General features: G+C 65.8%; 16 protein-coding genes. 15 read left to right on the top strand and 1 reads right to left on the bottom strand.

Features of this window, described 5'->3' with window-relative positions; genetic code table 11:
- The first annotated feature begins 39 nt into the window (after positions 1 to 39).
- The 13 genes from MKW15_RS06900 to MKW15_RS06840 all read left to right on the top strand — a co-directional run bounded on the left by MKW15_RS06900 (position 40) and on the right by MKW15_RS06840 (position 14,148).
- Entirely contained in the window at positions 40 to 1,080 is a 1,041-nt protein-coding gene (locus MKW15_RS06900; protein ID WP_240856849.1) for a 2Fe-2S iron-sulfur cluster-binding protein, read from the top strand.
- A 30-nt stretch (positions 1,081 to 1,110) separates the two neighbouring features.
- The gene (locus tag MKW15_RS06895; protein WP_240856848.1) at positions 1,111 to 2,217 is read left to right on the top strand and encodes an aromatic/alkene monooxygenase hydroxylase subunit beta; all 1,107 of its coding nucleotides are present in this window, start codon (positions 1,111 to 1,113) and stop codon (positions 2,215 to 2,217) included.
- Between the two features lie 5 nt (positions 2,218 to 2,222).
- The gene (gene mimD, locus MKW15_RS06890) at positions 2,223 to 2,561 is read left to right on the top strand and encodes a propane 2-monooxygenase effector subunit MimD (RefSeq protein ID WP_240856867.1); all 339 of its coding nucleotides are present in this window, start codon (positions 2,223 to 2,225) and stop codon (positions 2,559 to 2,561) included.
- 129 nt (positions 2,562 to 2,690) lie between these two features.
- Positions 2,691 to 3,737: an amidohydrolase family protein gene (locus tag MKW15_RS06885; protein WP_240856847.1), complete on the top strand. Its 1,047-nt coding sequence runs from the start codon at positions 2,691 to 2,693 to the stop codon at positions 3,735 to 3,737.
- Positions 3,734 to 4,492 (top strand): iron-sulfur cluster assembly protein, encoded by a 759-nt coding sequence (locus MKW15_RS06880; protein ID WP_240856846.1) that lies wholly within the window; start codon positions 3,734 to 3,736, stop codon positions 4,490 to 4,492. The genes MKW15_RS06885 and MKW15_RS06880 overlap by 4 nt, the downstream gene beginning before the upstream one ends.
- Positions 4,489 to 5,514, top strand: a complete 1,026-nt coding sequence (locus MKW15_RS06875) for an NAD(P)-dependent alcohol dehydrogenase (RefSeq protein ID WP_240856845.1) — start codon at positions 4,489 to 4,491, stop codon at positions 5,512 to 5,514. The genes MKW15_RS06880 and MKW15_RS06875 overlap by 4 nt, the downstream gene beginning before the upstream one ends.
- A 180-nt stretch (positions 5,515 to 5,694) precedes the next feature.
- Positions 5,695 to 7,344 carry a chaperonin GroEL gene (gene groL / locus MKW15_RS06870; RefSeq protein WP_240856844.1) on the top strand — a complete coding sequence of 550 codons (1,650 nt, stop codon included), beginning with the start codon at positions 5,695 to 5,697 and terminating at the stop codon, positions 7,342 to 7,344.
- A 144-nt stretch (positions 7,345 to 7,488) separates the two neighbouring features.
- The gene (locus MKW15_RS06865; RefSeq protein WP_240856843.1) at positions 7,489 to 9,258 is read left to right on the top strand and encodes a sigma-54-dependent Fis family transcriptional regulator; all 1,770 of its coding nucleotides are present in this window, start codon (positions 7,489 to 7,491) and stop codon (positions 9,256 to 9,258) included.
- Positions 9,259 to 9,286: 28 nt separating this feature from the next.
- Positions 9,287 to 9,937 (top strand): class II aldolase/adducin family protein, encoded by a 651-nt coding sequence (locus MKW15_RS06860; protein WP_240856842.1) that lies wholly within the window; start codon positions 9,287 to 9,289, stop codon positions 9,935 to 9,937.
- Positions 9,934 to 10,836 carry a carbohydrate kinase family protein gene (locus tag MKW15_RS06855; RefSeq protein WP_240856841.1) on the top strand — a complete coding sequence of 301 codons (903 nt, stop codon included), beginning with the start codon at positions 9,934 to 9,936 and terminating at the stop codon, positions 10,834 to 10,836. Before MKW15_RS06860 ends, MKW15_RS06855 begins: the two co-directional genes overlap by 4 nt.
- Positions 10,837 to 11,132: 296 nt before the next feature.
- A complete protein-coding gene (locus tag MKW15_RS06850; RefSeq protein ID WP_240856840.1) occupies positions 11,133 to 11,549 on the top strand; it encodes a RidA family protein in 417 nt (138 codons plus the stop codon).
- Between the two features lie 35 nt (positions 11,550 to 11,584).
- Positions 11,585 to 12,967 carry an FAD-binding oxidoreductase gene (locus MKW15_RS06845; protein WP_240856839.1) on the top strand — a complete coding sequence of 461 codons (1,383 nt, stop codon included), beginning with the start codon at positions 11,585 to 11,587 and terminating at the stop codon, positions 12,965 to 12,967.
- A 32-nt stretch (positions 12,968 to 12,999) separates the two neighbouring features.
- Positions 13,000 to 14,148 (top strand): helix-turn-helix transcriptional regulator, encoded by a 1,149-nt coding sequence (locus MKW15_RS06840; protein WP_240856838.1) that lies wholly within the window; start codon positions 13,000 to 13,002, stop codon positions 14,146 to 14,148.
- 87 nt (positions 14,149 to 14,235) lie between these two features.
- Here the strand turns inward: MKW15_RS06840 and MKW15_RS06835 are convergent, their stop codons facing one another.
- The gene (locus tag MKW15_RS06835) at positions 14,236 to 14,829 is read right to left on the bottom strand and encodes a TetR/AcrR family transcriptional regulator (RefSeq protein WP_240856837.1); all 594 of its coding nucleotides are present in this window, start codon (positions 14,827 to 14,829) and stop codon (positions 14,236 to 14,238) included.
- Between the two features lie 49 nt (positions 14,830 to 14,878).
- Between MKW15_RS06835 and MKW15_RS06830 the strand changes: the two genes are divergently transcribed.
- A complete protein-coding gene (locus MKW15_RS06830) occupies positions 14,879 to 16,681 on the top strand; it encodes an acyl-CoA dehydrogenase (protein WP_240856836.1) in 1,803 nt (600 codons plus the stop codon).
- 25 nt (positions 16,682 to 16,706) lie between these two features.
- Complete coding sequence (locus tag MKW15_RS06825; RefSeq protein WP_240856835.1) at positions 16,707 to 17,468, top strand: SDR family NAD(P)-dependent oxidoreductase; 762 nt, start codon at positions 16,707 to 16,709, stop codon at positions 17,466 to 17,468.

Raw genomic sequence — 17,468 nt, 5'->3', positions numbered from 1 at the left:
CCCGCACACAGCCCCGACTGAGCACCGAAAGGCGACCCAGTGGCAGACACACACCGCATCAACTTCGAACCCGTCGACATCGAGATGGAGGTCAGCGAGGACGAGACCATCCTCGACGCCGCATTCCGGCAGGGCATCCACCTGATGCACGGTTGCCGAGAGGGTCGGTGTTCGGCTTGCAAGTCGTACATGCTCGACGGTGACGTGCAGATGGACGACTACTCGACGTTCGCGTGCAACGACTCCGAGGAGGCCGAGGGATACGTACTCCTTTGCCGCACTTACGCATACAGCGACTGTGAGATCGAGCTGCTCAACTTCGACGAGGACGAGTTGCTCGGCGGCGCACCCATCCAGGACGTGCGTACCAAGGTGGCCGGCATCGAACCGCTCACCCGCGACATCGTCTCGCTGAAGCTCGACGTCGTCGAACCCGAAGCGCTCGAATTCAAGGCCGGCCAGTACGTCGACCTGTTCATCCCCGGCACCGACGAGAAGCGGTCGTTCTCGTTGGCGACCACACCGAGCACGCCCGACCGCCTCGAGTTCGTCATCAAGAAGTACCCGAACGGGCTCTTCGCCGGCATGCTCGAGGACGGCCTCTCGGTGGGCGACGAGATCATGATCAACGGCCCGTACGGGTCGTGCTGTCTGCGCAACGGACACGTGCTCCCGATCGTGTGCATCGGGGGTGGCGCCGGGATGGCACCGCTGCTCTCGCTGCTCCGTCACATCAGCGAGACGGGACTCAACCGTACGGTGCACTTCTACTACGGAGCACGTACCGCCGCGGATCTGTTCTATCTCGACGAAATTGCCGCTCTCGGAGAGAAACTCGACAACTTCGAGTTCATCGCCTGTCTCTCCGAATCGGCCGATCAGGCTCCCGGCGGCGTCACCGTCGCCGAGGGCAACGTCACCGACATCGTCGACGCGGGCGAATCGGACCTGGCCCGAACGGAGGTGTATTTCTGCGGCCCCCCACCCATGGTCGACGCGGCACTCGCGCTCGCCGAACAACATTCGGTCCCCCGGGATCAGATCTTCTACGACAAGTTCACCAGCCCGGCATTTGACTAGACCTCAGCCCGAACGACAGGAATGACAGGTATGTCTGCACCAGCCGAACCGCGGGAACGTAGTTTCCCGTCAATCGAATTCACCGACGCCGAAGCCGGCGCCCGTGAGTTCCCGAGCAGCAAGAGCCGCAAGTACAGCTACTACACCCCGGCCCGTAAGCGCGCGACGATCTACGAAGACGTCACCGTCGACGTGCAGCCGGATCCCGACCGTCACCTGACCCAGGGCTGGATCTACGGATTCGGCGACGGCCCCGGTGGGTATCCGCAGGAATGGACCGAAGCCAAGTCCAGCAACTGGCACGACTTCCTCGACCCCAACGAGGAGTGGGAACAGACCATCTACCGCAACAACTCCGCGGTGGTCCATCAGGTCGACCTGTGCCTGCAGAACGCAAAGCGCGCCCGCGCCTACGACGGCTGGAATTCGGCCTGGCTCAAGTTCATCGAACGCAACCTCGGTGCGTGGATGCACGCCGAGAGCGGCATGGGCCTGCACGTGTTCACCTCCATCCAGCGCTCTGCGCCGACCAACATGATCAACAACGCGGTGGCCGTCAACGCGGCACACAAGTTGCGGTTCGCCCAGGATCTGGCGCTGTTCAACCTCGACCTGTCCGAGGCCGAGGAAGCGTTCGACGGATCGGCGCACAAGGAGGTCTGGCAGTCGGCGCCGGAGTGGCAGCCGGTGCGTGAGACGCTGGAACGCATCACCGCCATCGGCGACTGGGCACAGCTGTTGTTCGCCACCAACATCGTGTTCGAACAGCTCGTCGGCGCGCTGTTCCGCACCGAGTTGGTCATGCAGGTGGCCGCCCGCAACGGCGACTACATCACCCCGACCATCGTCGGCACGGGCGAATACGACTACGACCGCGACCTCAATTACACCCGGGCACTGTTCCAGATGCTCGCGCGCGACGAGAAATACGCCGTCGACAACCGAAAGTTGTTCGCGGACTGGATGTCCGAATGGGTGCCCAGGTGCTTGGAGGCGGCAAACGCGCTGCAGCCGATCTGGTCGCAGCCGGCCGACAAGTCCGTCACCTTCCAATCGAGTCTCGCGACCGCGAAAACCAAGTTCGCCGATGTGCTGGCCGCCATCGACGTCGACATCCCCGAGGAGTTGAACCAGTGAGCACCATGCAGTTCGGAACCGACACCGAGTTCTCCAACATGTGCGGCGTCACGCTCATGAACACCCCGATCGGACGCGTCGTCGCAGATGTGATGGGCGCCAAAGACGGTGTCGAACTCACCGAGTACCCCTCGATGATCCGGGTGGACGGGGTCAACCGGCTCACCTTCGACTACGACGAACTGACCGACGCCCTCGGCCAGGACTTCGACGGGTCGATCTTCGAGGAGATCAGCTCCACCCACTACGGACGGATGGTGCATCTCGACGACCGCACGATCCTGTTCGCCAGCCCCGAGGACGCGGCCGAGTTCATCGGCTTCGATCTGACTGCGTCCAGCTGATCCTCACTGCCGGGGGTGCGCGTCCCCAGCGCACCCCCGGCGGTGATTCCAGTCCGCTCCCACCACAGTTCTCCCAGCCCATCTTTCAGCCCACAGTTACAGCCCACCTCCGAGAGAGCGAGTGATCCGATGTTCGAAAAGAACGGCGACAAGTACTTCATCGTCGATGCCCACGTCCACCTGTGGGACGGCCGAGAAAGCAACCAGCGCAACATCCACGGCAAACAGTTCATCGACTGCTTCTACGACTATCACCGCAATCTCAGTCCGGAGGAAGAGGTCTGGGACTACGACACCTACTGCTACTACGGAGCCGACCGGCTCATGAACGACCTGTTCGAGGACGGGCCGGCCGATCACGCGATTTTCCAGGCCACCATCCTGCGCGACTTCTACGTCAACGGCTTTGCGCAGGTCGACGATTCATTGAAGCTCGTCCAGGACAACCCCGGCAAGCTCACCTACAACCACGCCTACGATCCACGTGACGGCGAGAGCGGCCTCGAGCAACTCCGCAAGGACGCCGATTCGATGCAACTCAAGGGCGTCAAGCTCTATACCGCCGAGTGGCATGGCGAGTCGCGGGGTTACAAGCTCGACGACCCGTGGTCACGGAAGTACCTCGAGGAATGTATCAAGCTGGGCATCAAGAACATCCACGTCCACAAGGGACCGACCATCCGGCCGCTGGACCGCGACGCGTTCGACGTCGCCGACGTCGACAAGGTCGCCACCGACTACCTCGACCTGAACTTCATCATCGAGCACGTCGGGTTGCCGCGCCTCGAGGACTTCTGCTGGATCGCCACCCAGGAGTCGAATGTGTACGGAGGCCTGGCCGTGGCGATTCCGTTCATCCACACGCGGCCAAGGTATTTCGCCCAGATCATCGGCGAGCTGCTGTATTGGATCGGCGAGGACAAGATCCTCTTCGCCAGCGACTACGCGCTCTGGAACCCCACCTGGCTCGTCGACCGCTTCGTCGACTTCCAGATTCCGGAGGACATGACGGAGTACGCCCCGATCACCACCGACCAGAAGCGCAAGATCCTCGGCCTCAACGCGGCGGCGCTCTATCCGCACATCGAAGTGCCTGAGGAACTGCGGATTCCCACCGACGCAGCAGACCCCGGCGCCGAGGTGGCAACCGGCGCACCCGAGGCGGCCAACGCATGACCATCACCGCGCCACCGGCCTCACTGGCCATCGGTGCCGCTGTGCAGCAGGCGTTGTCGACGGTCATCGATCCCGAACTCGACCAGCCGATCACCGACCTCAAGTTCATTCGGTCCATCGAGATCGATGACACGTCGGTGACCGTTCACCTCCGGCTCCCAACATCGTTCTGCGCGCCCAACTTCGCCTACCTGATGGCATCCGACGCACAGGACGCGCTCGAGGCGATCGACGGCGTCGGCGAGGTACATGTGCTGCTCGATGACCACCACGACAGCGACAAGATCAACGCGGGACTGGCGGCGGCGGCCGGCTATGTGGGCACCTTCGGCTCGGAGGCCGACGAGGGACTCGACGAATTGCGACGCACATTCGCCCGCAAGGCTCACGTCGCCGCGATGGAACGCTCGCTCACCGAGATCATCCGCAACGGTGAGGTGACCGTCGACGAGGTCGGTCACGTGCTGCTCCGCGATCTGCCTCCGGGACCCAACCGGTCGGCGTTGTTGCGCCGGCGCGCCGACATCGGACTCACCCTGTGCCCCAACAGCCGGGTCCTCGTCGACGACCATGGGCATCCGATTCCCGACGAGCAGGTCCCCATGCGGCTGAGATTCGCGCGGTCCGTGCGCATCTCGATCGAGGGCAACGCCCACTTCTGCCGCGGCCTGCTGGCCACCCGCTACGCCGACGACGACGAGTGCGACGGCACCAGCGAACCGATCATCACCAACCTGCGCGAGGAGACGCCATGAGAGCAGTCCAAGTTGTCGGTTACCACGACAAACTCCAGTTGAACGAGGTCCCCGACCCCGAGATCACCGGGCCGCTCGACGTGATCGTGAAGATCGGCGGCGCCGGCGTGTGCCGCACCGATCTGCACATTCTGGAAGGGCAGTGGGCCGAGAAGAGCGGCGTCGCACTGCCGTACACGATCGGGCATGAGAACGCCGGCGTCGTGGAGGCGATCGGCGATGCGGTCACCAATGTGACGGTCGGCGAGAAGGTGATCCTGCACCCGCTGATCACCTGCGGACTCTGTCGTGCCTGCCGCGACGGCGATGACGTGCATTGCGAGAACAGCCAATTCCCGGGAATCGACACTGCCGGCGGCTACGCCGACTTTCTGAAGACCACCGCGCGCAGCGTGGTGCGGATCGACGATTCCCTCGAACCCGCCGACGTCGCGGCTCTTGCCGATGCCGGGCTGACCGCCTACCACGCCGCGGCGAAGGTCGACCGGATGACCCGACCGGGCGACACGTGCGTCATCATCGGCGCAGGCGGATTGGGACACATCGGGATTCAGGTTCTCGCCGCCATCTCGGGACTCACTCTCGTGGTGGTCGACCGCAACCCGGACGCGGTGAAACTCGCCGTCGAAGTCGGTGCGCACAAGGGCATCGTCGCCGACGGAAGTCACGTCCAGCAGGTCCTCGACCTCACCGACGGCAAAGGCGCCGAGGCGGTTCTGGACTTCGTCGGCGAAGGCGGCGCGACCGCCGAGGGCATCGCGATGCTGCGCCGCGCCGGCAACTACTTCGTGGTCGGCTACGGCGAGAACATCGACGTCCCGACCATCGACGTGATCTCCACCGAGATCAACTTCATCGGCAACCTCGTCGGCTCTTACAACGACCTCAACGAACTGATGACCCTGGCCGCCCAAGGAAAGGTGAAGCTGCACACCACGAAATACGCCCTCGACGACTACCAACAGGCACTCGACGACCTCGACGCCGGACGCGTCCGGGGCCGCGCGATCCTCGTTCCCTGACAACGACCGCCGCTCACCCCGAGCGACACCCGACCCCCGCTCCCTGAGGTGCTCGAGGCGCTAGCCGAGAGCCTCGAAGGGCCGGCGACGCAACCTCACCAGCCCTTCGAGGCTCGTCGCTAGCGCTCCTCGCACCTCAGGGAGCGAAGAAAATCCACAACACAGAGAAAAGGTGAGATCATGGCCAAAGAGTTGCGCTACAACGCCGAAGCGCGGCTGCGACTGGAGCGGGGCGTCAACGCCCTCGCGGACGCCGTCAAGGTGACACTCGGGCCCAAGGGCCGAAATGCGGTGCTGGAGAAGCTGACCGGACCGCCAACGATAACCAACGACGGTGTGACCATCGCCCGGGAGATCCAGTTGCGCGATCCGTTCGCCAACATGGGTGCCCAGCTGGTCAAGGAAGTCGCGATGAAGACCAACGGGGTGGTCGGTGACGGCACCACCACCGCCACGGTCCTCGCCCAGGCCATGGTGCGGGAGGGGTTGCGTGCCGTCGAACAAGGCGCCAACCCGATGCGGGTCCGCCGCGGCATCGAACGAGCCGTCGGCGCGGTCACCGAGGCCCTCACCGGGCAGGCAGTGCAGATCGGCGGCCGCGACGACCTCGCGCGGATCGCCAGCCTTGCGGCCAGTGACGACGAGGTGATCGGCGAGGTGATCGCGACCGCCGTCGAACATGTCGGCCGCAATGGTGTGATCACCACCGAAGAGAGCGACGTGCTCGGCCTCGCGGTCGACGTCGTCGACGGGATCGAGTTCGACCACGGCTACATCTCCGGCTACATGGTCACCAATCCCGATCGCATGGAAGCTGTCCTCGACAACCCGGTGGTGCTGCTCACCAACAAGAAGATCACCGACGTGCGCGACGTCATGCCGGCCATCGAGTCGGCCAAGCGCGCCGATCGCCCGCTGCTGATCCTCGCCGAAGATGTCGACGGTCCCGCGCTGCAGCTGCTCGTCGGCGGCAACATGCACAAGACCATGCAGTCCGTGGTGGTGCGCGCGCCCGGTTTCGGTCATCGTCGGGTCGCCGAACTCGAGGACCTCGCCGTCGCACTGGGCGGTCACGTCATCGCCAAGGACACCGGCCTCGAACTCAGCGAGGTCTCCGTCGAGCATCTCGGCACCTGCGACCGGGTGACGGTCACGGAGAACGAGACCACCATCGTCGGCGCCCACGGCGACCAGGCGCGCGTCGACGCCCGGGTCAGTCAGCTCGAAGCACAGTTGGACCGGGCCCGCATCGACGCCGATCGCGACAGCCTGGAACTGCGCATTGCCCGGCTGACCGGCCGGGTCGCCGTGATCCGGGTCGGCGGTGTCACCAGCGTCGAACTCAAGGAGCGGATGCTGCGCGTGGAGGATGCACTCGCCGCGACCCGGGCCGCAGTGGAGGCGGGCATCGTCTCCGGTGGCGGCACCGCGCTCGCACAGGCCCACCGAGCACTCGAACCTCTCGAGGCACTCGGCGACGAGGCCGTGGGCATCGACGTCGTGCGACGCTCGCTCGCCGAGCCGCTGTTCTGGATCGCCACCAACGCCGGCTTCGACGGCGAGGAGGTCGTCAAGGTGGTCGCGGGACTGCCCCTCGGACACGGCTTCAACGCACTCACCGGTGGCTACGGCGACATGTTCGACGAGGGCGTCATCGACCCGTGCAAGGTGACGCGAGCGGCGCTGGAGAGTGCTGCTTCGATCGCCGCGCTCCTGATCACCACGGAGACGGCCGTCGTAGAAGAAGTGATGGGCAATCCAGGTGCCATCCCGGCACCGGGCTTCGGCGACCTCGCCGAAGGAATGGTACGTCCGTCCAACATCTACTGACGTCTCGAGCCGGGTCGGCGGCGATCCGAACATCATGTTCGCGGCGTTGATCGCCGCCGGCCCATCCCCCACCACACAGCCGCGTGGGCACACTGGAAATATGTGATCCACGACACATCCGCAGGAGGAGGTCCGACCGGATCGGTGAGAGTTCAGCCCACAGCCCAGGCACCACAATCGCCCATCTACGTTGCGAAAGCACGCGAACGATTTCTCAGTGACGACGGCATTGACGATGCCATCCGCGAGAGCATCTCCACGTCATGGAAGCGGTCGCGTTCCTTCAACGTGCACGCCGATCGTCTCGAACTGCCGTTCGTGCGTGAACCCAACCCCGACGGTGTGCTCACCAGAGCGGCACGGCCCGTCATCGATCAACTCGCCGAGAACCTGTCGGCCGAACCGGTGAGCATCATCCTCACCTCACCCGACGGTGTGGTGCTGTCGCGGACCACGCGGTCGCGGAACCTGCAGGCACGTCTGGACGACGTGAGCCTGGCCCCCGGATACAGCTACAACGAGGAGTTCGCCGGCACCAACGGCATCGGCACCGCTCTCGAATCCCGGCAGCCGACCCTGGTGACCGGCGCCGAGCATTACGCCGGCTGCCTGGCACAACTGTCGTGCGCCGGGGTGCCCATCCGCAGCCCGATCACCGGCGCCGTGGTCGGCGCGCTCGACCTCACCGGCTGGGTCGACGAGGGCGGGTCACTGCTGATGGCGCTCGCCAAGTCGGCGACCGTGCAGATCGAACATCAGATGCTGTCGATGGCCAGCGAACGCGAGTCGCGACTGCTCGCCGCCTACCTCGCGACGTGTCGTCGGGCGCCGCAGATGATGGTGCTCGCGATTGCCGCCGACGTGGTCCTGATGAATCGGCGCCTGCGGCTCAGCATCGACCCGGCCGATCAGGTCTCGATGCTAGAGCACGCTGTCGACCTCACCATGGACGGCACGACCTCACGCAGCATCAACACGCTGCCGAGCGGCCGCACGGTGCGCCTCTCCCCCGTCGACGGCTATCAGGACGTCCCGGAGATGGCGGTATTTCATGTCCATCTGGTCGATCCACCGACCGCGTCACCTGTGGAAAGGACCACCCCGACCCCACTCCCGGGCGTCGTCGGCCGCAGTTCATCGTGGCGGCAGTGCTGCGATCGCGTTGCCCGCTATACCCGGTCCGGCGAGTGGATCGTGGTCTCCGGCGAACCCGGCTCGGGTCGCGCGGCCATCCTGCGTGCAGCCGCAGCACTCTATCGGCAGGGGTCGACGCGCGACTTCGGACCACGCGACTTCGGCGACCCCGAATCACTGGAAACCCTTGCGACAGAACTCGAACGAGACGACTTCTGCGTCGTTCTGCGCGATGTCGACCAGCTCGACGACGAGACGACTGCCGCGATCGCCGATCTGCTGCCGGGTCGTGAACACACCGGGATGGTCGGGATCACGATGTCTTCTGACGCCACCGACCCCGGATTGGGCGCGACGCTGCTTCCATTCTTCGGGCACACCGTCGAACTACCACCGCTGCGGCATCGCATCGAAGATCTGCAGGATCTCGTCCCGACGTTGCTCCGCCAACTCACGCGGGGTCGGGAGCTGACCGTGTCGGGTGAGGCGATGCGTCAGCTCAGCAAGTACAGCTGGCCGGGCAACGTCGCCGAGCTGCGACAGATGTTGCGGGAGGTCGTGACCCACCAACGTCGCGGCGTCATCACCGTCAAACAACTGCCCCCGACCTGCCGGTCGCTCAGCCGCCACACCCTGACCCGCATCGAGGCGCTGGAACGGGACGCGATCGTGCGAAGCCTGGAGGAGAACGGGCACAACAAGATCGCCGCCGCCAACGCGCTGGGCATCTCCCGCGCGACGATCTACCGCAAGATCAAGGAATTCGGCATCGACGTGTGACCTGCCGCCACCGAGTACGGTCTTAACCGTGCGATTCACAGACGAACGAGCGGCGATCGTCGCGGCCGCCCACCGATTGGCCGCCCGGGGCCTGACGTTCGGCACCGGGGGCAACCTGTCCATCCGCATCGACGACGCGGTGGTGATGACCCCGTCGGGCTGCTACCTCGACTCGGTGACCGCCGACCAACTCGTCGTCGTCGACCTCGACGGCACCGTGGTGGAGGAGACGCCCTACGTGCCGACGTCGGAGTTGCACATCCACCTCGACGTCTACAAATCCACATCGGCCCGCGCCGTCGTACACGCCCACCCTGTCGCATCGATCGCGGTGTCGAATCTGACCGACGAGCTGCCGGTGGTTCACTACACGCAGTCGATGCTCGGCGGAGCCATCCGCGTGGCCCCGTATGCGGTGTTCGGCAGTCGGGAACTCAGCGACGGCGTGGTCGCCGCCCTGGCCGACCGCACTGTTGCACTCATGCGCAACCATGGTTCCGTCGGATACGGGAACACCCTCGAATCCGCCTGCGACAGCATCGAACTGCTCGATTGGCTCGCCCGCATTCATCTGCAAGCACCCGGCGGAACAGTTCTCGATCAAGCACAGGTCGTCGAGGTGCTCGAGACAGCCACGCGGCGGCACTACCGAGCCTTCCGGGGCGGGAGCGACGCATGAGAGTCGTCACCTTCGGGGCTCACGTACTCGACGTCCTCGCCCAGCCTGTCGACGCCATCCCCGATGGTCAGGGCTCAGTACTCGTGCAGAACATGCGGATGTCCGCGGCCGGCCCGGCCGGCGGCACCGCCATCACCCTCGCCAAACTCGGGGCCGAGGTGTTCACCGTCGGCGCCATCGGCGACGACGATGCCGGCGCGATGCTCGACACCGCACTCAACCGGTTCGGCGTCGTCACCGATCACCTTGTCCGCGTGGACGCGCCGACGTCGATGAGCATGCTGCCGATCCGCAGCAATGGCGATCGGCCTGCCATCCACATGCCGGGCGCCAACCTCGCCTACCCTCTCGATCGAGCCCCGCTCGAACTGCTCACCGGCGCCGACCATGTCCACATCGGCGCACCCGAACTCCTGAATCCACCCGAGCTGGCTCCGCTTCTGGGTGACATCCGGGAAAGTGGCACGACCGTCTCGGCAGACATCCTCGCCGACGGCGATCCCGGCGTCCTCGCGTGGCTGGAACCGATTCTGCCGCATCTGGATTACCTACTCCCCAACGACGATCAGGTGCGCGGCCTCACCGCGATCGAGGACCTCGTCACTGCCTGCCGTTCCCTCATCGACCGTGGTGTGCGATGTGTGGCCGTGACCGCCGGCGCCGACGGTGCGCACGTCGTCACCGCCGACGACGCCGAGCATGCCGAAGCCACTGGAGTGGAGGTGGTCGACACCAGCGGTTGCGGCGACGCCTTCTCGGCCGGCTTCCTCGCCGCCCGCGGCCACGACCTGTCCCTGCTCGATTCGGCGCGGGTCGGCTGCACGGTCGCGGGGATCGTCGCCACCGGATTGGGCAGCGACCACGGCGACTTCACCTGGGGTTCGATCACCGCGAACTGAGGTCCCTCCGACCTCTACTCCTGCCGCTCCACCACCCTCCTACCGCTCCACCCCTCCTACCGCTCCACCACTTGCTGGTTGAGTAGCAACGAGCGAGCGCAGCGAGCCCGATGCGTATCGAAACCACGAAAGCCGAGAATGTCGGTGACCATACGGTTGCGGACACTCAGCGGGATGACCCCCTCCGGCACAGCTCCCAGATTTCTGGGGCGTCGGTGCGCCCAGCGTTCTGGCGGCACAAGTCACCAGCGGCCGGGGATGGTGAAGCAGCTGGTTACTCAACGATTCTCGATTGCATGACAACCACAACAAGCACCAGCGCACCCGTCCGCATCAATCCATCGACCTGGAACGAGCCGTTCCGCTTCGACCATGCGCAACTGCGACCGGCACCCAGCCGAACCCTGTCCATCGCCGGGCAGGCGTCGGTCGACGAGCAGGGGCAGGTGCTGCACGAAGGTGATGTCGCAGCACAGATCTCGTTGGCGATGCACAACATCGAGGAAATCCTGCGAATGGCCGACATGTCGCTGGCCGACGTCACCATGCTCACCATCTACACGACCGATGTTCCCGCAACTCTCGCCGCCTACTCGGCCCTGACCGAACGCCTCGACACCGTCGCCGCCACCCCGCCCGCCGCACTGGTCGGCGTCACCGCACTTGCCTTCCCCGGTCTCGCCGTAGAGATCACCGCCCAAGCCGCCCGATAGCCAAGACCGAATCACACCCACAGAAGGAAACTTTCGTGTCCATCACCATCGATCAATCACCCTCCTCATCGCTGTCCGACCTGCGCGCCGCGGTCGCCGGACCCGTCTTCACCCCCGACGACCCGGAATTCGGTGCCGAACTCGCCGGCTTCAACGTCGCGGTCACTCCCGGCGCGTCGATCGTGGTCGGTGCGACATCCGCCGCCGACGTTGCCGCAGCAGTTCGCCACGCCCGCGCCAACGGCCTCCGCATTGGGGTTCGCGCGACCGGGCACGGACCCGTCCTCGAGGGCGGAAATCAACTGACCATCAGCACATCCCGGATGACCGACATCACCGTCGACCCGATCGCGCGCACCGCCCGGGTCGGGGCCGGAGTCCGGTGGCGCGACGTCGCCGCCGCAACGGCGCCGCACGGCCTGACCGGGCTTGCCGGGTCGTCGTCGAGCGTGGGCGTCGTCGGCTACACCCTCGGTGGCGGCCTGAGCCCATTCGGCCGCGAATTCGGTTACGCCGCAGACCATGTGCGGTCGATCGAGGTCGTGACCGCCGACGGGATCGTTCGGACCCTCGACGCGACGGCGGGTTCGGACCTGTTCACGGCATTGCTCGGCGCCCGAGACGGTCTCGGTATCGTCACCGCCATCGAGTTCGACCTTCTCCCCGTAGCCACCTTCTACGGTGGCGGCATCTTCTTCGCCGGGAACGCGGCGTCCGATGTCCTGCACGCCTGGCGGCAATGGGCACCGACGCTGCCGGAGGAGGCCGGAACCTCGATCGCCATCCTGCGCCTGCCGCCGGACCCCAACCTGCCCCCGCCGCTGCAGGGTCAGCTCGCGGTGCACGTCCGCTACACCCACACCGGCGACCCGGGCGTCGCCGAATCGCTCCTCGCACCGATTCGGTCGGCCGGCCCGGTACTGCTGGAGAACGTGGGCGTACACCCGGCCGCCGCGCTCGACGCGGTGCACATGGACCCTCCCGGGCCGATGCCCTCGGTGGAGCAGGGCGTCGCACTCGGCGAGTTGACCGCATCCGCCGTCGACGCACTGCTCGATGCGGCCGGGCCCGACGTCGCCAGCCCCCTGGCCATCGTCGAGATCCGACTGCTCGGCGGCAAGCTGGTTGCGCCGCAGCGGGTACCCAACGCGGTGAGCGGTCGCGATGCCGCCTTCACCGTGCTCGCCATCGGGGTTCCTGCCGGACCTCTCGGCGATCAGGTCGAGGCCCACCTCTCCGGCGTCGTCGACGCCGTCGCGCCATGGTCGCGCGGTGCGCTGCTCAATCTGTCCGGTCGTCGCGCCCACAATCGCGACGAGCTCTGGCCGCAAGCACAACGGGAACACCTCGCCGAGATCCGCCGTCGCCACGACCCGGCGGGCGTATTCTCCCTGACCGACCCCAACAATCTGGGATAGACATCGTCCCAGCGCAACCGCACAATTGAGCAATGACATCGAGCCTGACAGCCGAGCGTGTGCGCCGCGACCTGGACGTGGTCGCACACGCCGGCCTCGGGCTCGATGACTTTTTCGCCGAATCGGTGGCGTCACTGAGCCGAGCAATACCCAACGACGCGGTGTGCATCGCAAGTCTGGACCCCAGTTCCCTGATCCTGACCGGCGCCCGCAAGTACGGCGACCTTCTCGGTCAGGACGGACGTGATCCCGATTGGGGTCTCCTCGAGTACGGACGCGTCGAGGAATCGTCCTTTCGAGAGATGGCGGCACGCGGCGTCGATGCGGTCGGATTGAGCGAACTCACCCGTGGCGAGACCCGGCGGTCGGACCGGATGAGCGAACTGATGATTCCGGAGTTCTCCTACCACGATGAGGCGCGGGTTCTCCTGCGCGACGGCCGCGGGGTATGGGGCGGGATCTCGTTGTTCCGAAGCGGCACCGGGTGTCTGCCCTTCGATCGCGCCGAGATCGACTTCCTCGCCTCGGTGTCCCAGACGCTTGCTGTCGGCGTCCGAGCCGGGCTGCTCAGCACCGTCGTGGCCGAACCACAGATCCTCGAATCGCAAACCTCGATGACCGGACCCGCGGTGATCATCGTTGACAGCAACGATCAGATCGTGCAGATGAGTGCCGGCAGCCAGGAGCGGATCGATGAACTGGTCGCCGGTGCGAACAGTGGCGCCGCAATCAATCCGATCTTCGGATTGATCGGTGCCGCAAGGCTATACGGCCGCGGCGAATCGACGGTGCCGCCGCGTCTGCGCGTGCGCGGGGCATCAGGCATGTGGCTGGTGATCAATGCGTCGCCGCTGTCGTCGGCCGACGGACGGGTCGGCGAGGTGGTCATCACCATCGAAGAGGCCCGGCCGCCCGAGATCGTGCCGATCGTCGTCGAGGCCTTCGGGCTCACCGCCCGCGAACGTGACGTCACCCAGTTGGTGCTTCAAGGCGTGGCCACCAAGGACATCGCCGCTGCCCTGCACGTGTCGGCGTACACGGTGCAAGATCACCTCAAGTCGATCTTCGACAAGGCCGGGGTCCGCAGCCGCCGCGACCTCATCGCCCGCGTGTACTTCGATCAGTACGCCCCACGCATCAATCAGCCACTGGCCCCGTCGGGGTCGTTTCTGCCGATATGAAAAGTCGTCTCACCTGGCCCTTCGAGGCTCGTCGCTTGCGCTCCTCGCACCTCAGGGAGCGGGGTGGCCGCTCACGGTCCTCGCACCTCACGGAGCGGGAGTGACCATCCGAACCGCGAGATCGGCGTAGACGCGGCCCAACTGCTGCGGATCGCGATGTGTGCGCGTCGGGAACCATCTGCACACGTCGACGCAGAGCGACGAGATCGCCAGCACGACGTCGTCCCGGTTGTCGACGTCGAAGTCGCCCGACTCGATCCCCGCCCCGACGATCTGAGCCAGGACCGAACTTGTCTCGCGCCGAATCCGGGTGATCGCCGAGTAGTGCGGCCGGGTGAGCCCGTGCAACTCGTACTGCACCACCTTCGCGAGGTCGTGATGTTCGGCCTGCCAGACCGTGAACGCCGCGACCACCGATCGAAGTCGCTGCATCGGTGGCGCGGACTCGTCGTCGGCGGCCCACAGCGCGGCGAGTACGCCACGGTGTCCGTCCAGCGCGATCGCGTAGAGCAATTCCTCTTTGGACCGGTAGTGCGGATACATCGCGGCCGCAGACATGCCCAACTTCCGGGCGATCTGCCGCGTCGACGTGGCACCGTAGCCGACCTCGGCGAACGACGCGATCGCGGCGTTGCGGATTCGCTCGGCCGCTGCCGATTCTGCCCGTCGCTCAGCCATCATTCTCCCCAAGCACGTTGACGTCACTCATCTCGTCAGCCATTATAAGCGAGTGCTTAGCAAACGTGATCTGGAATTCCTGCTCTACGAATGGCTCGACGTCGAGTCGCTCACGGAGCGGGAACGGTTCGCCGAGCACTCCCGTGAAACCTTCGACGCGGTCCTCGAACTGAGCGAAGATCTCGCGACGAAACGCTTTGCGCCGGTGAACAAAGAGGGCGATCAGAACGAACCATACGTCGGCGACGACGGTCGTGTGGTTCTGCCCGACGCACTCGGCGCCGGCATCGACGAGTTCCGCAAGACCGGCCTGATGGCGGCATCGTTCGACGCCGAGCTCGGCGGCATGCAGCTGCCGACAGTGGTCAGCCGGGCGTCGTCGGCCTGGTTCCAGGCGGCGAACGCAGCGATGTCCTCGTATGCGTTCCTCACCGTGGGCAACGCGAACCTGTTGGCCACCTACGGCACCGACGAGCAGATCGACACCTGGGTGCGGCCCATGGTCGAGGGCCGATTCTTCGGCACCATGTGCCTGTCCGAACCGCAGGCCGGATCGTCATTGGCCGACATCACCACCAAGGCCACACCCCAGGACGATGGAACGTATCGGATCACCGGCACCAAGATGTGGATTTCGGCGGGCGAACACGAACTCGCCGAGAACATCGTGCATCTCGTCCTCGCCAAGGCACCCGGCGGCGGTCCCGGCGTCAAGGGGATCTCCCTGTTCGTGGTCCCCAAGTATCTCGCCGACGGCACCCGCAACGACGTCGCTCTGGTCGGCCTCAACCACAAGATGGGCAACCGGGCGACCACCAACACGCTCCTGAACTTCGGCGACGGAACACACACGCCGACAGACGTTTCCGGCGCCGCATCAAGTCGGCCCGCTCGCTCCGCTCCCGGCGCCGTTGCCTATCTGGTCGGCGAGGAACACCGCGGACTCTCTTACATGTTCCACATGATGAACGAGGCCCGCATCGGCGTTGGCTTCCTCGCCACGTCGCTCGGCTATGCCGGCTACCTGGCCTCCGTCGAATACGCCAAGGTACGCACGCAGGGCCGACCGGTCGACGCCAAGGATCCGGCAAGCAAGCCGGTGCCGATCATCGAGCACGCCGACGTCAAGCGGATGTTGCTGGCCCAGAAGTCGTATGCCGAAGGCGCACTCGCACTGGGCCTTTACTGCAGCCGGCTCGTCGACATCGAAGCCACCACCGACGGCGACGAACGGGCACAGACCACCCTGCTGCTCGACGTGCTGACCCCGATCGCCAAGAGTTGGCCGTCGCAGTGGTGCCTGGAGGCCAACAGCCTGGCCATCCAGGTGCACGGCGGGTACGGCTACACCAAGGAGTTCGACGTCGAGCAGTACTACCGCGACAACCGCCTGAACCCCATTCACGAAGGCACGCACGGTATTCAGGCTCTCGACCTGCTCGGCCGCAAGGTCGTGATGGGTGGCGGTAAGGGCTTGGCGCTGCTCGTCGAGACGATCGGTGCCACCATCGATCGGGCATCGTCGGTCGGCTCCGTCGCCGGATACGCCGACGATCTGCGAAAGGTAACCGACCGCTTGGTGTCCACCACGGCACAGATCTGGTCCGCGGGCGACCCGGCGGTGTCGCTGGCCAATGCGACCGCCTACCTCGAGGCAACCGGCCACATCGTGATCGCCTGGATCTGGCTCGAACAAGCACTGGCGGCCGACGGCCACGACGGCGCCTTCTACGACGGCAAACGCGCTGCCGCCCAATACTTCTACCGGTACGAGCTACCCAAGACCGGCCCACAGCTCGATCTGCTCGCCACCCTCGACCGCACCACCCTCGACGCCGACCCGGCGTGGTTCTGACCAACCGCACCAAGGAGATTCACCCATGCCGATTCTTGATCTGTTCGACATGAGCGGCAAGGTCGTGATCGTCACCGGCGCGTCATCGGGGCTCGGCGTCGCGTTCGCCCGCGGCTTCGCCGAGGCCGGTGCCGACATCGTCCTTGCCGCGCGTCGTGCCGAGAAACTCGCCGACACCGCCGCCATGGTCGAAGGCCTGGGCCGCAAGGCGCTCGTCGTGCCCGCCGACGTCGCCGATCCGGCCGCCTGCCGCAACGTCGTCGACACGGCCATGGAGACGTTCGGGCGGGTCGACGTGCTGGTCAACAACGCCGGCGTCGGAACCGCCTTCCCGGCCACCCGCGAGACTCCCGAGCAGTTCCGCACGGTCATCGACATCAACCTCAACGGGTCGTACTGGATGGCGCAGGCATGCGGGCGTGTGATGCAGCCCGGCAGCGCCGTCATCAACATCTCGAGCATTCTCGGCATCACCACCGCCGGTCTGCCGCAGGCCGCATACGCGTCGAGCAAAGCCGGCGTCATCGGCCTCACCCGCGACCTGGCCCAACAGTGGGGCTCCCGCAAGGGAATTCGGGTCAACGCCATCGCGCCCGGCTTCTTCGAGAGCGAGATGACCGACACCTACCAGGACGGCTACCTCGACAGCCAGCTACCGCGCGTGGTTCTCGGACGGGTGGGGCGCGGCGAGGAGATCGCGGCCACCGCAATCTGGCTCGCGTCGCCGGCGTCGGGTTACGTGACGGGGCAGACGGTCGCGGTCGACGGCGGAGTGACGATAACCTGA

The sequence above is a fragment of the Gordonia gummivorans genome, assembly GCF_022513585.1.
Taxonomy (GTDB): Bacteria; Actinomycetota; Actinomycetes; order Mycobacteriales; family Mycobacteriaceae; genus Gordonia.
Note: the sequence above shows the minus strand (reverse complement) of the source record. Positions and strands in the feature narration are given on the sequence as shown.